Origin of the sequence: Sedimentibacter acidaminivorans (assembly GCF_017873955.1) — a bacterium.
In the GTDB taxonomy this organism is placed as follows: Bacteria; Bacillota; Clostridia; order Tissierellales; family Sedimentibacteraceae; genus Sedimentibacter; species Sedimentibacter acidaminivorans.
On sequence record NZ_JAGGKS010000002.1, the window covers coordinates 470,955 to 486,923 of the forward strand.

The window sequence follows — 15,969 nt, forward strand, 5'->3', positions numbered from 1 at the left end:
CCTACCTGCCCCTTAATTTTGGATTAAGTATTTCATCAAATGAATAACCTATAAATGTGAAACTTAATACCATTAGTACTATTGCTGCCCCTGCAGGTACAAAATACCACCATGCTCCAACACTTACAGCACCATTTACAAATGCTCCGTTTAGAACTTGACCCCAACTAACTGACAATGGATCTCCTAATCCTAAGAAGCTAAGTGATGTTTCTGATAATATAGCCGAAGAAGTAGCTAGTATTGTTTGTGCGAAAATAACAGGAAATACATTTGGTAATATATGTTTATATACTATATAAAACTTGCTTGCACCTATAGATCTAGCTCGCTCAATGTACGGTCTTTCTCTTAAGGAAAGTGCTTGTGCCCTTACTAATCTAGCTGTTCCCGTCCATCCAGTAAGTCCTATAACTAAAATAATATTACGTATATTAGTCCCTAATACAGCAGATACAACCATTATAAGTGCAAGTTTTGGCAATACCATCATTCCATCAGTAATTCTCATAAGCACATTGTCTAATCCTCCACCTACAAATCCAGCTGATAATCCAATAGTTGAACCTATAAATATAGATATAAGTGCTCCTGAAAAACCTACTATTAATGAAGTCTTTGTCCCATAAATAATTGCTCCAAATATATCTCTTCCTAAATGATCTGTTCCAAATATAAATCCCTCTGTAGGTGGCGCAAGCAAAGCACCTTTAGACACCTCAACTGGAGAATAATGGTAAAAATTTGGCCCTACATATGCTACTACTACAAAAAACATTAACATAATAAAACCTAATGTTCCTATTTTATTGTTAAAAAACGTCTTAATAAACTGTTTAAAGTTTCGTTTTCTAACTTCATATTTTTCTCTTCTAATTTTATTTAAATTACTCATTTTATAACTCCTTTACTCATATTTTATCCTTGGATCTATATACATATAAACTATATCTGCTAAAAAGTTTGCTGTGACTACGGCAAAACTAGTTATTATAAAAGATCCTTGAAGTAAGGGATAATCTCTAGCAACTAATGCTTTAAGCATTAACGTCCCTATTCCAGGCCATGTAAATACTGTCTCTGTTTGTATGGCACCTGAAACTATAAAACCTATCGAAGTAGCTATAACCGTTACCATCGGTAACATTGCATTTGGTAGAGCATGTTTTCTAATTATATACCTTCTATCAAAACCTTTAGCTCTTGCAGTATTTATATAATCTTCTGTAAACACATCAAGCAATGAACTTCTCATTATCATTACATAGCTTCCAAATATAGCTAATCCTAATGTAAATACTGGCAATATTAAATGTTTAGCTACATCTTTTATATAAACAAGTTTAGTTACATTTCTAAGGCCTGGCGTCATCATTCCAAATAACGGTACTAAATCAAGTTTAACTCCAAATATAACTATAAGGACCATACCAAACCAAAAAGCAGGTATTGCATATATAAACAGAGAAAAACCTAATAATCCTACATCTATTTTCTTTCCCCTATTTGCTGCTGCCATCATTCCAAATATTATTCCAAACCCTATTGCTAATGTTTGAGCACAAAGAGCTAATATAATCGTATTTGGTAATCTATCTCCTATTACTTTCATAACGGGCTTTCTAAAGGAAAAGGAATCTCCAAAATCACCCCTAAACATATTTTTCAAATAAACAAAATATTGTTGATATATAGGTAAATTCAAACCATAGTCTTCTTTTACTTTTTCTGCAACACTAGGATCTATTCCACTTTTTACAAACATAGCTGTTGGATCTCCTGGCATTACTCGAAATAAAATAAAAGTTAAAGTTAAAACTATCATTATAGTTATTAAGCTTTGAACTACCTTTTTCATGAAATATTTATAATTCACTAAATTACCTCCTAAATTTACACATTAAGTATTATATTACAAAGAGCTACTCCTAGCATAAGCTAGGCTTAGCCCCTTATATTAAAATTTTTATCTTAATATAAATATAATATATTATTTAGGTGTTATATTCTTGTAACAATCACTATTAAATATAGTTCCATCTCCACCAAATTGGATAATTCCTTCCCATTTATCCGAGTTGTAAGCATCGTAGTATCCTTGATAGTATAATGGTATATAACAAGCTTCATCATATATCATTTTTTGTGCCGCATACACAGTCTCTAAACGTTCTTCATCAACAACTTGTTGTACTTGCTTTTCAACCAATGCATCATATTCTGGATTAGAGTACATAACTTCTTGACGGTTGCCTATCTGCTCTGTAGTTAGTACTGTCAATATGTAGTTTGGATCATACCCTGGAGTCCATCCCCAAATATACATATCATAATCACACCATGTTTCAGAGTCAAGCTTCATAGTAGCTCCTAACATAGATCCTTCCATAGGCTCAATATTAAGGCCTATACCTACTGCCTCAAGATTATTTACTATGTAAGGAGTAGAATCTCTATAATGCCATGCATATCCATCTGTTAACAATGCAAACCTAAACAATAATTTTTCTCCGGCATCATTAGTTCTAACTTGAACTTCTCTTCCTGATATTTCTACAGTTTCAAAGTTTGTAAATCCAGCTTCCTCTAACAATTTTATAGCTTTTTCTGGGTTGTAGTCATGTTGTATATCTAGGTGCCACTTTCCTGCTGAAGTAGGTACTAAAGTACTTCCTGCATATCCAGCACCTTTAAGTACATCATCTACTAATTTTTGTTTATCTAAAGCGAAGTCAATTGCTTGGCGAACGTTTTTCTCTCTCCTAAGTATTATATTTCCTGGATTTTCTAGTTGTCCCTCAATTGGAGTCTTTTCAGGGTCCCATATGTTTATACCGATTTGTGTAAGTTTTGGTTGCAAATTCTTAACAACTGTTATACCTTCTGTTCCTTCTAATTCAGTAACCTGTGTTCCACTTGGAGAAAACATATCTATATTTCCTGCCTTAAATGCTTGGAACATAGTATCTTTATTTTCAAACATTATATATAATAAACCGTCGACTTTTGGCATTTTGCCATAATATCCATCATATCTTTCATACTCAAGTTCAGTATTTTGAGGATTGAATTCCCCTACTATCTTCCAAGGTGACGTACCTATTGGAACTTCATTTTGATAATCTAATAACGCTTGTGTTTCCATAGGTCCCCAAATATGTTCTGGAACTATGTATATTACCCCTAATGTTTCTATTAAGAAGTTTGCTACTGGTATACTAGTAGTTAGTTTAACTTCGTAGTCACCTGTTTGCTCAACTTTCTCAATGTATTTAACCTCTGCTTTACGAGTGAAAGCTGCTGCTTCATTTGCTTTGCTATCAACTATAGTTTTATATGTAAAAACTACGTCTTCTGCATCAAACTTTTCACCATCCTGCCAAGTTACATCTTCACGAAGTTTAAGTGTCCATACAAGTCCATCATCTGATACATTCCAACTATCAGCTAGTAATCCTTCAAATTCTAAAGTTTCAGCATCGTGATTTACCAATGTCTCATACATTCTTAACCCATCATGATCTTGTTGCATTCTCTGAGAAAACGGGTTAACGTTTGTTGGAAAACTAGTAATACCAAGGTTGAGAATATGTTTAACATCTGGTTCTGACGTCGATTCTCCTCCCGTATTATTGTCCGTAGGTGCTCCACATGCAGCAAGTCCAATAACCAAAGTGACTACTAATAAAATTGATAATAGTTTTTTCATCTTTTTTCTCCTCCACAAATTTTATTTTAATACTTTATTAAAAAATGATATCTTTTCAAAACAAATACAATACATTGTTAAATAATATAAGAATAACTTCATTTTCGTGCTTTAATCTTTCATGTTAAATATGCTAATCTAATGTTAAATATATATATGCAGGTTTTGTCTCCTTTATTATATTTTTTTAATAGTTAGTAATGCATTTTTATAATATTAGTCCATGCTTTCTTTTTTTCTTCGTTTATGCATTCTAATCTAATAAACTCATATGAGTCATGTAACATAAATATAGCTTCATTTAGAAATGTTTCACTTTTAGTTGTAATTAATTTAACATTATGATTGTTATCATAACCAAACAAAACTATTTTTCTAACATTAGAACACTCTATTAATACTCTTTCTTTGTCTATAATGATTTCATAAATATAAGGTCCATTAGATGCGTAAAAGTTTTTCTCTTTAATAGCTTGTATAATATTTTTTCTATTTAAAATATTATCTGCTAATACAATAAAACCTCTAAAAAAATTAATATTATTATTTTCGTCATAATAGTTGTGTGAATCATCTACAGATGTTAAAAAGATATCTTTATTATTAATTAATAGCTCATTACTATAATCTGATGCATCACTATTAGCTTTAGTATTATAAACTTCAATTCCATGGTAATTTACTAAATTAATTAGCATGTACAATGGAATTAATTTATTTTTCGGATGAGCTATTATTATTAAGTTACCCCTACTTTTTAATTCATTTATTAATTCTTGCACTTGACTGAGTGAATCAAAAAATAAACTTTTGTATAGATTATCATTGTGTTTTATCGGATTAGTTGCTTTTACTAGGTTATCTTCTAGAGTAAGAATATGAAAGTGTATATCTTGATTTAATTTTTCATCTTTTAAATAACAATTGTATTCACATCCATTTAAAACGATAAAGTTTTCATAGTCTATTTCTTGACTGTAATATATTCTATGATCTGTAATTGCTAAAAAACTGTATTCATTCTTTTTATACAATTTTATAATTTCATCAACTGAGAATTCTCCATCAGTTCGAGTAGTATGAGTATGAATATTTCCTTTTATTTGTTTTCTAAAACTAATGATTTTCTTCATTTCAATCTTTGACCCCTTTTCAATATTATGTAGGTTTTTACACCCATTAAATTGGGCAGTTAAATCTTTCTAGCATATAAACTGAAATGAGTTTCGCCTCAATATGCAATTCTCTAAATAGTATGCTAATAAATTATTTATTATTACATAATCATTCTCCCTAAAACACCTTCAGTATTCATAAAATAAAAAACAAAGGCGCGTAGAGTCCAAGCTCTACAGCGCCTTTGCTGTTATTATCACGTATTGTATGCTTATATTGTAAATTTGTCAAGTCCTTTTCATATTTTTTTATTTTTTATATTTTTTTATTCAATATTTTCTATTGTAACTTGACAACTTAATGCAACTCTTTCAAACTAAAGTAGTTGCATTTAATCTTACAAAACCGTAGTTGCATTTCACCTTAATATTAATTTATTTGTTAAAATTAATTTATTTTATTTTTAAAAACAAAATTAAATGCTGATTATATTCTTTTTAAATTGATATAATATATATGAGACAAAATATATTTTGTTTTAATTTAAAGTATATAATTATATATTGAATATTAACAAAGAGGAGAATATGTATGAAAAATAAAGTAATGACATTTTCATTAATTACAATTTTAGCTTTATCATCTGTATCTGCATTTGCTTCAAATGATCTTGATGTTGCTTTGCAATCTAATTTATCATATGAACAAAAAGTAGTTCAACTTGTAAATGTTGAAAGAGAAAAAAATGGATTACCTGCTCTTTATTTAGTAAATTCAATTTCTAATGTAGCAAGAGCAAAGTCGCAGGATATGGCTGATAACAATTATTTTAGCCACCAATCACCCACTTATGGAAGTGCTGGTGACATGTTGTTGAGATATGGAATCACATGGTCTGCGTGGGGTGAAAATATTGCATCAGGTCAATCAACTCCAGAAAAGGTTGTATCTGCATGGATGAATTCGCCTTCACACAGAGAAAATATACTATCGCGTAATTTTGTTTTTATAGGTGTAGGATATGCCACAAATTCTACAGGGAAAGCATATTGGACTCAAATGTTTACTCGTGATGAAAAATAATAATCATTAAATATAATATTTATATACCGAAAAAAAACTGCACTCTCAAATTGAGGTGCAGTTTTTTAGGATAGTTATACTATTTATTTATACTTTTAATTAGTCTTAGTATATTTTCCATGGTTGCATCCATGTTTTCTTTGCTTTTTAATCGACTTAGCTGAAAATCTAGTGGAAGCCTGTTAATTGTGAATATAGATGTAACTCCCATATCATATGCTTCTTCCATATCTTCGTCAGCACCACCAACTATAACAGTTACAGGAACATTCTTCTTCTTAGCCCTCTTTGAAACTCCTATTACAACTTTTCCGCTTAGGCTTTGTGTATCAATTTTTCCTTCACCTGTAAAAACCATATCCGCATCTTCAATTGTTTTATCAAAATTTACAGTATCCAAAACTGTTTCAATTCCCATTTGTAACTTAGAGTTGAAAAAAGCAATCATGCCTGCACCCATAGCTCCAGCAGCTCCACCACCTGGTACATCTTTCAAGTCAACTCCAAGGTCTTTTTTTATTACTTCACAAAGATTTACAAGCCCCTTGTCAAGTTCTTCTACCATATAAGAATCAGCACCTTTTTGTGGACCAAAAACATAAGCAGCACCCTTTGGTCCATGCATGGGATTATCAATATCGCACATTGTAACTATTTCAATATTTTCTATTTTCTTGGCACGCTTTGATAAATCAATACTAACAACATCCTTTAAAGTACCTCCTAAAGGTATGAAACTTTTTCCATATTTGTCGTAAAATTTAACACCTACTGCAGTTGCAGCTCCAGCTCCTCCATCATTTGTACTCGAACCTCCTAGACCAACTATTATTTTTTTACAGCCACTTTCTGCTGCAGCTAAAATAAGTTGACCAACTCCATAAGTAGTAGTTTTTTGGGGATTTTTTCTGTCTTCAACAAGCGGAAGACCTGCACAGCTTGCCATTTCTATTACAGCAGTTTCGCCATTAGATATTATTCCGTAAAATGACTGCATATCTTCGAAATAGGGATTTTTTACAGTTTTATATATTTTTTCTCCACCAAGAGCCGACAAAAAACAATTTACACTACCTTCACCACCATCAGCAACAGGAATAGAAACGACTTGACATGATGGAAAAAACTTTTTAATGTTTATCTCCATTATATTGCAAATCATTTCTGAACTTAATGTTCCTTTAAACGAATCTGGAATTAACACTACTTTATTCATACAATACACACCCTTAATTATTCTATAACCATTACAAATACACCATCAGACATTTTATATTATACCAAACATAATGAAGCCTATTGTATTAATTGATAAATTTGCGCACATATGAACGATCCAAGAATTATATATATTTTTATATTTTAAATTTAACCAATTGAAAAATAGCCCTGTTACAAATAATCCAATAATAAAAATTATATATATTATTACATTAAACCAATTTGCTAATATTGATACATGATATACTGAAAATGCTAATGCGCTTAAGAAGAATGAATATACTATTGATGTGCTTTTACTTAATGTTAAAAAACCAAATCCTCTAAAAAACAACTCTTCTAGCATGGAGTTAATAAATGAAATATAAAATGCTACAACGATAAAATTATCTTTATTAACATTTAAATTATTATCAAGTTGCATTGTAATATTATCTAAATCAATAAATTCTTTAATAATAAAATAAACTATCAAAATAAAAAAATAAACTCCAAGCCCCAATGCAACTGAAATAAATATTTGTTTTTTATCTCTAACTATAAAATATTCCTTAAATTTAAAATTTTTGTCTATTGCACAATAAAACATTGGAAGACCTGCAAATAGTAATATCTTATATACTGATTTAAGTATGTAAGCAGGCTTAATATAAGTTTCTATTATAAACATCGATATGCATGCAAATATCAAAATAGCTGTTATTACTATATTTTTAATGTTTTTATTCATATTCACTTCACCTAATTAAATTATTTTGTTCATATATATTTTTATGTTTATCAAATAATGCTTATTAGATTGCCAGTTAGATATAATAAATAAATAGCAATCATTAATATCCCTTCCTTCTTACTAATTTCATTTTTATTTTTATTGTAAGCAAAGTATCCATATACAGCTAATACTATTATTAAAACTGGAATATGAATGTTATAAAAATTATTTACAACTATTATTCCACCTGGTGATAGTGCAAGTGATGCACCAAGAACAAATAAGATATTCAATATATTTGCTCCCATAACATTTCCTAATGCCAATCCTCCATGGTTGCTTTTTACCGCCGAAATAGTTGTGCTGATTTCTGGAACACTTGTTCCAAAAGCAATAATTGTTGATGAAATAACTATATCAGATATTCCTATTCTTTTAGCTATTACTTCTGCGGAATCAACTAAAGAAGTAGCACTAAGAGCTATGATAATAGCAGATAAAAATATTTTAATAAATGTAATGAAAATTTTACTATTATTTTTATCTTTTTTCAGTTCTTCATAATACTCAGCATCTACACTTGATTTTTTTGTTTTATCTTCTTGCCTAATTAAAATAAAAATATAAACAGGAATTAAAATTAAAAAAACAACTCCTAGCCATTGAGGCAACAGCCCACTATCTTTACCAATTTTAGTTATTAAAGTTGGTAAAACTAACAATGATACTACAAATATTAACAAACTAAGCTTTCTTGATGTTTCTTTACTTACTGGAATTTTACCAAATAATGCTCCAGCTCCTAAAACTAAACTTGTATTTGTTATTGTGGAACCCACTGCATTTCCAATGGCAAATCCACCACCTCCTTGAAGAGAGGCTATAACAGATGATGAAAGTTCTGGTAATGTAGTTCCCAATGATACTATAGTTGCTCCTATTATCATTTCTGGAAGACCCCATATTTCCGAAAGAACAACTGCATTTTCTACTAAAATATCTGTTGTTTTCAATATAACTATCAATGATAGAACAAAAATACCTGTTACAAAAAAAATATTTATTTGCGTAAAAATTTCCTGCATTTTTATTATTATTCTCCTTAAATACAAATATTATATATATTTACCTTATTATACACAATTTTCTACAAAAAAACATAGTTAAGTTTTTTTGTAATAAAAAAGATTCACCTGCAGATGAATTTCTGTTAATAATTCAAATCCAGGTGAATCTTTTTTTTATTAAAATTCCTCAATTATTACATTATCATCATTATGCATATGCAACATACATTTTCCATGGGGCAAGGAAAATACTTTCATCTTATCAATATTAGAATCACTGAATATATTTTTAGCAAATTTACTCTTTTCTAGTATTTTAATTTTATCATCCTTATTTTCACTAAATTCGATACTACCTTTAACTTTAACATAGTTATAATTTGAATCAGTAGCACAAAAACATATATTAGGATTTTGTTTTAACTGATTTGTTAACTCCTCTTCTGCTGATGAATAAAAAAACATCCCTTTATCATCATGAAAAACTAATTCAAATGGTCTTGTATCAGGTTTTTCATTACTACATGTAGCTAAATTTCCAAATTTATTTTGATTTATAAATTCAATTATTTTATTCATTATATACTTATACTCCTTAAAAATAGTTTCTTAATTTATTATTTGATTTTTGTCTTTAATTATTCTCAAGTTTAAAAACTATTGTATTTATTTTCAAAATGAACTATAAATTTATTGTTACAAATTTGTTATAACTGAATATATTAGTATATGAATTTCAAATAAAACAAAAGGAAGTGTTAAAATTGTATTATTGGGATTATATATATTCAAGAGATAAAAATTGTATTATAAGTCTTGATACTTCACCTAAAAAGTTTAATAAAATGCCAAAAGGATATTTAGATATAAAAATATTTACATCAGATGGGACCCCTATAAAAAATGCATATATAAAAATATCCGCGCCTGATGAATTCAATGAATTTATAATAAACATTAATGCATTGGGGTATTACCCAACTAAAATAAACAACGTACAATTTCGTCCTGGTTCACTATGCACATTAAACGTCAATTTAAATCCCATACCATTAAAAAATCAAGTATTAAATCATGATCAAATAATAAATTTGCCAAAATACGAAAGTGTACAAAATATTCAAAATATATTGGAATTACAGCAAGATGAAGTAAGGAATCTATCATTTTCATTAGGCGTTGATAGTCCAGAAGATACACTGATTTACTTGTATGCAAAAAAGTTTACTGACGAGGTATACAGGTTAAGTGATGGAAAAATTAAAATAGAAATATTTACTGACGCAAAATTGGGAGCTGATCGCGAAATGATTAAATCTATAATTCAAGATGGCTATCCAGATTTTATAGTTCAAACTACTGCTCCACAAGTTGATTTTGTACCTAAATTGTCTGTATTTGACATGCCAATGGTTTACTCTGATGTTAATAATTTAAGAAATACAATCAGAAATGATGTATTTTTTCAGAAAATAAGCAATGCATACAGCGATTCTGGTTATAAGCTGCTTGGTCTATCAGACATATTGTTCAGGCAAATGACTTCAAATAAACCAATTCAAAACATAGATGATTTCAATGAAATTAAAATCAGAACAATACAAAACCCCAATCACATAGCTTTCTGGGAATCTCTTGGCGCAACAGTAATACCACTGCCTGTTAGCGAAATATACCCAAGTTTGAAATTTGGATATATAGATTCCGAGGAAAATTCATATGAAGTTATAGCTGGTTTTAAATTATATGAAGTACAAGATTATCTTATAAACACAAAACATCTGCCACATATAATTTCTCTAATAACGAGCAACAACCTTTACAATAGTTTATCCACAGCCGAAAAGGCGATAATTGATGAAGCTGCAACTATTGCAACATTGTATACATGTAGAATGGCAATTGAACGCTTTGAAGAAAGGGAACAAATACTCATTGACAACGGTATGACTATAATAGATTTGCCAGAAGAAACAAAACAAGCAATGAAGTCAGCCGCTTTACCATTATATGAAAAAATTCGTGAAATAATTGGAGATGACGCTTTAGTAGATACTTATTTTCAAAACAGTAATTTCATTTAAGGCTTGTTATTTTTATATATAATTTCATACCCTTAATATTAACTTTTTTATTTTATATAAAAATACTATACAAATATAAAGAGATAATTGCATAGTATTTTTATACTTAAATAAATTATATTACATGATTAATATTTTATTTGCTAATCTGGCATCCTTTTCTTCCTACTGAAACAACAATATTTCCATTGTCTTCAAGACGTTTTATAATAATTCTAATTTCTTTTTCTGAAATTTTGTAATAGGTTTTGCAAAACTCTTCATATATTGAACGTCTACCAGTTCCTAACCCTTTTTTTGCCCTTGATTCAATTATTCCCAACACAATCTTTTCAATATCCTCAAAGGTGTTATAGGATAAACTCTCTTTTTTTTTAAAATAGTTTGGTAAATTTTCTACTTTAAGTGAATCGTTTGACACTTTTAACATATATTCTATTGTATTTTTAAGCTCTCTAACATTTCCGTGCCAATTATAGTCTTGACAAAATTTAAAAAAACTATAATCTATACTTCTTCTATCTCCAAATATATCAAGAAAATAATTAATTAGATATTCTATATCACTTTTATGTTCTCTCAATGGTGGTAAATTAACTTGAAATACATTAAGCCTATAAAACAGATCGTTTCTAAATGTACCTTGTTCTACCATTTCAAACAAATCTTTATTTGAAGCTGCAATAATTCTAACGTCTACGTTAATTATTGAATCTCCGCCTATTTTCATAATTTCATTTTCTTGCAAGGCTCTTAATAATCTTGCCTGTAAATTCAAAGGTATTTCTCCTATTTCATCTAAAAAAAGTGTACCATGATTTGCCTTCTCAAAAACACCCATTTTTCCACCTTTTCTAGCACCTGTAAAGGCACCTTCTTCATAACCGAACAATTCTGATTCTAGAAGATTTTCTGGTAAGGTAGCACAATTAATAGCTATAAATGGTCTGTTTTTTCTATCAGAAAAATTATGTATAGCACCTGCAAATAACTCTTTGCCTGTTCCGCTTTCTCCCAATAACAAAACTGTAGAAGAAGAATGTGCGATTTTCTTACTAATATTTATTGCATCCATAAGTTTTGGATGTGAACCTTTAATGCTATCAAAGCTATATTTAGAATAATATCCCTTTCCTACTAATTTATCATGTAGTTTTTGCTGATTTATTAATAGCTCGCTATAATATTTTAATATTATCAATTTACCAAAATAAACCTCATCATAAATAACCTTCTTCATTGTAACAATAAGTTTCTTGTTGCTAAAATCAATAATTTCATCATGTATTTCGTCTTTTTTTAACAATACATTTAAAATAGTATCTCTTTCTAATAAATTTTTTAAATAATCTTGTTCTATATATTCCTTGCTAATATTTAATATTTGTGATGCCTTATTGTTTGATAACAATATAAGTCCTTTTTCATCACATAAAATAATACCATTATCGAATTCATTTAATACTACATCTAGTTGACCTGCAAGCATTTTTTTATCATATAAAGTACTATTAAGACCCTTCCAAAATGTAGGTACTTTTAAAGAATATTTTTTTATGATTTTTTCGGAAAGTTTTTTTTCTATATTTAAATAAGCTATAATATCCAAAACTGTAGATAAATCAAATACCCTATTTCCAATATTTATAACCTCTGCATCTATATTTGGCATACATTCAAACTCGTTAGGTGTAATAATATAATCAACGTTTTTAATATTTGATGCACCCTCATAATATGGAAGTAGTTTCATGTTTTTTATTCCAAGGCTATACAATGTTGCAAGAGTTTCATTAGCCATAAAACTGTTAATATTAACTATATAAGCACTTTTATCAGAATCAATTTTTCTAAGTTTTTCTACTGATTGCTTTGAAATTGTACGCTTCATCATTAATATAGGGGCACTGCACTTGATGTATTCTATCATTTCAATTAGAATACTAGGATCAGTGTACAGAATTAAATCTGTCTCGTATATAAAAGGCTTGTTTATCATATTTGGAGTGAAATAGTCAACTTCAACTGTATTTTCAAAAATATATTTAAGCTCCTCTAAAAAATAATTCCCTATCTTATCTTCGATAACCAAAACAGCAATTCTCTTTTTCAATAAAACCACTCCCTAATAAATTAATAAATTTGCGTGTGAACACTTGAATCTCCCCTACTGTTATATATTGTAGCATATTCCTCAATTAATGGGAACAAAATAGTTTGTAATTTGTTTAATTCCCATTTCTATTTTTATATTTAGTAAAATTAAAAATCATATACTCAACAAACATTAGAATACTAACGAATTTAAATTTGCATAAAAATATTTAGTTTGGCACAATACTTGCTCATTAAAATCATAAAACAATTTAAAAACATTTAATATAAAACAACGGAGGCTAATATGTTCAAAGATTATCTAGAGGTAAAAAATTATATTTCAGAAAACAATATTAAAATAATTGATTTTAAAATTGTTGATATGAGTGGAAGATGGCATCACCTTACTATTCCTGCAACAAGATTTAATGAGAGCATACTAAAAGATGGTATCGGGTTTGATGCATCAAGTTATGGATTCTTAAAGGTAGAAAAATCAGATATGGTATTTATACCAGACATATCTACATCTTTTATTGTTCCATTTTCAAAAATACCTACTTTAACAATGATAGGAAACATATATGCAATAAAAGAAAATAGAGAAAGATTTGAAGATGATCCAAGATATTTAATTGAAAAGGCAAAAAAACTATTAGTGGACAAAAATATTGCTGACACGGCCCTCCTTGGCCCTGAATTTGAATTTTATATTTTAGATCAAGTATCAGTAAAGAATGATATTAATCATATGGAAGTATTTATTGATTCTAAGCAAGGGGAATGGAATTCTAGTAGTTTAGATAGCAGCAACAAAGGTTATACTCTTAGAAACTCAAATTGTTATCATTTAGATAAACCATTTGATGCAAGTTCTGATTTTAGGGATATGGTTACTTTATATCTTGAAGAAAACAATATTCCAATAAAATATCATCATTGTGAAAATGGTGGACCTGGACAAGTGGAAATAGAAGTATGTCATGGGGACATTAGCGAAATGGCAGATAGAACTATGAAACTTAAATACATACTGAGAAGTTACGCAGCTCTTCAAGATAAAACGGTTACTTTTATGCCTAAACCATTTGTTGGCGAATGTGGTAGTGGATTTCATATTCATATACATTTGTTTAAAGATGGCGAACCTTTATTCTATGATGAAAATGGATATTCAAAACTAAGTAAAACAGCATTATATGCAATTGGTGGAATATTGAAACATTCACCTGCTTTAATGCCTTTCACAAACCCTAGCACTAATTCATACAAAAGATTAATACCTGGATTTGAAGCACCTGTAAGTTTATGTTTTGCAACAGCAAATAGAAGTGCAGTAATTAGGATACCAGATTATGCGACTAGCCCAATGGAAAAGAGATTTGAAGTAAGATTCCCTGATGCTACTTGTAATCCATATTATGCATATTCAGCAGTGTTAATGGCTGTAATTGACGGCATAGAAAATGAAATAGACCCAGTTAAAGAAGGCTTTGGACCATTTGACTTCAATTTATACAATCTTAACGATGAACAAAAATCATTAATAAAAGCTCTCCCTACTAATCCAATTGAAGCAGCTGATGCTTTAGAAAATGACCATGAGTTTTTATTAAAAGGAAATGTATTTAGCAAAAACATAATAATGAGTCAAATAAACAAAATTAAAAAAGATTACTATAAAATAAATGAAATGCCTCATCCAGAAGAGTTTAAAATGTACTATAATTTATAATCCGAATAAAATATGAACACCAAACACTACAAGCAGCCACATGGCTGCTTGTTCATTAAGTTTTTCTGTTTTTTTATATTTGCACTAAAGTACTATTTTTTATAAAAGTGTTTTGTCTGGTGTAACAAGTATTTTTACATGTTTTTTCTTCTCTGGTCCAGTTAAAGCTCCAAATCCTTCTTTTACAATATCATCTAAGGCTATTTTCTTTGTTACATATCCTTCTGCTTTTACTCTGCCATCACTCATTTGAGCAATTGTAGCTGGAAATTCATGTCTGTAAGCTATTGTTCCAACTATTTTCTTTTCACTAAATACTAAAGCATTTGGATTAAAGCTTGTTTCTTTTTCCCAAATACTAGTTATAACCATAGTCCCCTCAAATTTCAGACTATCAAGTCCTATATTAAAACCAATTTGAGCTCCCGTTGTTTCGAAAGATGCATCTACCCCTATGCCACCTGTTAATTTTTTCACTTCTTCAACTACATTAACTTCATTAGGATCAAGAACTACATCTGCTCCAGCTCTTTTTGCATACTCTTGTCTTACAGATTTTCTTTGTAACACTATAACTAATTTTGCACCCGCTGCTTTTAAACACTCTATTGTTGCAAGCCCTATAGGTCCTGAACCTAATACTAATGCAGTATTTCCTGTCATGAACTTTGCCATTCTTATAGAATGCAATGCAACCGCCATTGGTTCAACCAAAGCTCCATTTTCATATGTCATTTCATCTGGCATCTTATGAACGAATTCAGCTGGAAATACTGTATATTCAGCAAATCCCCCGCCTCCTCCACAAAGACCATGGAATCCTAAAGATGAACAAAGATTATATTTTCCTTCTCTACAGGCATCACACTTACCACAAGCTACTATTGGTTCAACTATTACTCTATCCCCTACATTAAAATTTGAAACTCCTTCTCCTATTTCAACTATTTCACCTGAAAACTCGTGTCCTAAAACTACTGGTGCAACATCTCCACTTATTGGATGTGGCTGTCCCACAGGGATAAATATTGGTCCTCCTAAATATTCAATAGTCTCTCGGAATACTCCGAGTTAGTCGGTGCAAGGTTTTACCTTGTCACCCTTTTTTTACTTCCTCCTATTTTGCAATAGGATTTTTTATT

General features: G+C 29.5%; 12 protein-coding genes and 1 pseudogene. 3 read left to right on the forward strand and 10 right to left on the reverse strand.

From position 1 onward, the window contains the following. Position 1: 1 nt before the first annotated feature. The 4 genes from J2Z76_RS05550 to J2Z76_RS05565 form a co-directional block, all read right to left on the reverse strand. Positions 2 to 895, reverse strand: coding sequence for an ABC transporter permease (locus J2Z76_RS05550; RefSeq protein ID WP_209510997.1), 894 nt, complete (start codon positions 893 to 895; stop codon positions 2 to 4). A 12-nt stretch (positions 896 to 907) separates the two neighbouring features. Then, complete coding sequence (locus tag J2Z76_RS05555; protein WP_209510998.1) at positions 908 to 1,876, reverse strand: ABC transporter permease; 969 nt, start codon at positions 1,874 to 1,876, stop codon at positions 908 to 910. Positions 1,877 to 1,990: 114 nt separating this feature from the next. Further along, complete coding sequence (locus J2Z76_RS05560; RefSeq protein ID WP_209510999.1) at positions 1,991 to 3,709, reverse strand: ABC transporter substrate-binding protein; 1,719 nt, start codon at positions 3,707 to 3,709, stop codon at positions 1,991 to 1,993. A gap of 194 nt (positions 3,710 to 3,903) precedes the next feature. Then, positions 3,904 to 4,842 carry a PHP domain-containing protein gene (locus tag J2Z76_RS05565; RefSeq protein ID WP_209511000.1) on the reverse strand — a complete coding sequence of 313 codons (939 nt, stop codon included), beginning with the start codon at positions 4,840 to 4,842 and terminating at the stop codon, positions 3,904 to 3,906. Between the two features lie 574 nt (positions 4,843 to 5,416). On the opposite strand from J2Z76_RS05565, the gene J2Z76_RS05570 reads away from it, so the two are divergent. Then, complete coding sequence (locus J2Z76_RS05570) at positions 5,417 to 5,908, forward strand: CAP domain-containing protein (protein ID WP_209511001.1); 492 nt, start codon at positions 5,417 to 5,419, stop codon at positions 5,906 to 5,908. Between the two features lie 79 nt (positions 5,909 to 5,987). On the opposite strand, the gene J2Z76_RS05575 is transcribed toward J2Z76_RS05570, so the two are convergent. The 4 genes from J2Z76_RS05575 to J2Z76_RS05590 form a co-directional block, all read right to left on the reverse strand. Next, positions 5,988 to 7,124, reverse strand: coding sequence for a glycerate kinase family protein (locus J2Z76_RS05575; protein WP_209511002.1), 1,137 nt, complete (start codon positions 7,122 to 7,124; stop codon positions 5,988 to 5,990). Positions 7,125 to 7,178: 54 nt separating this feature from the next. After that, positions 7,179 to 7,859 (reverse strand): CPBP family intramembrane glutamic endopeptidase, encoded by a 681-nt coding sequence (locus tag J2Z76_RS05580; RefSeq protein ID WP_209511003.1) that lies wholly within the window; start codon positions 7,857 to 7,859, stop codon positions 7,179 to 7,181. A gap of 50 nt (positions 7,860 to 7,909) precedes the next feature. Beyond that, positions 7,910 to 8,929 carry a calcium/sodium antiporter gene (locus J2Z76_RS05585; protein WP_209511004.1) on the reverse strand — a complete coding sequence of 340 codons (1,020 nt, stop codon included), beginning with the start codon at positions 8,927 to 8,929 and terminating at the stop codon, positions 7,910 to 7,912. A gap of 159 nt (positions 8,930 to 9,088) precedes the next feature. Next, positions 9,089 to 9,490, reverse strand: coding sequence for a pyridoxamine 5'-phosphate oxidase family protein (locus J2Z76_RS05590; RefSeq protein WP_209511005.1), 402 nt, complete (start codon positions 9,488 to 9,490; stop codon positions 9,089 to 9,091). Positions 9,491 to 9,675: 185 nt separating this feature from the next. On the opposite strand from J2Z76_RS05590, the gene J2Z76_RS05595 reads away from it, so the two are divergent. Beyond that, positions 9,676 to 10,995 (forward strand): TRAP transporter substrate-binding protein, encoded by a 1,320-nt coding sequence (locus J2Z76_RS05595; protein ID WP_209511006.1) that lies wholly within the window; start codon positions 9,676 to 9,678, stop codon positions 10,993 to 10,995. A gap of 136 nt (positions 10,996 to 11,131) precedes the next feature. Here the strand turns inward: J2Z76_RS05595 and J2Z76_RS05600 are convergent, their stop codons facing one another. Then, positions 11,132 to 13,108 (reverse strand): sigma-54 interaction domain-containing protein, encoded by a 1,977-nt coding sequence (locus J2Z76_RS05600; protein ID WP_209511007.1) that lies wholly within the window; start codon positions 13,106 to 13,108, stop codon positions 11,132 to 11,134. A 288-nt stretch (positions 13,109 to 13,396) separates the two neighbouring features. Here J2Z76_RS05600 and glnA point away from each other — a divergent pair, with 288 nt between their 5' ends. Further along, positions 13,397 to 14,827, forward strand: a complete 1,431-nt coding sequence (gene glnA / locus J2Z76_RS05605) for a type I glutamate--ammonia ligase (RefSeq protein ID WP_209511008.1) — start codon at positions 13,397 to 13,399, stop codon at positions 14,825 to 14,827. A 99-nt stretch (positions 14,828 to 14,926) separates the two neighbouring features. On the opposite strand, the pseudogene J2Z76_RS05610 reads toward glnA, so the two are convergent. Then, a pseudogene (locus J2Z76_RS05610) lies at positions 14,927 to 15,874 on the reverse strand (2,3-butanediol dehydrogenase); the annotation flags it as partial. Between the last annotated feature and the right edge of the window lie 95 nt (positions 15,875 to 15,969).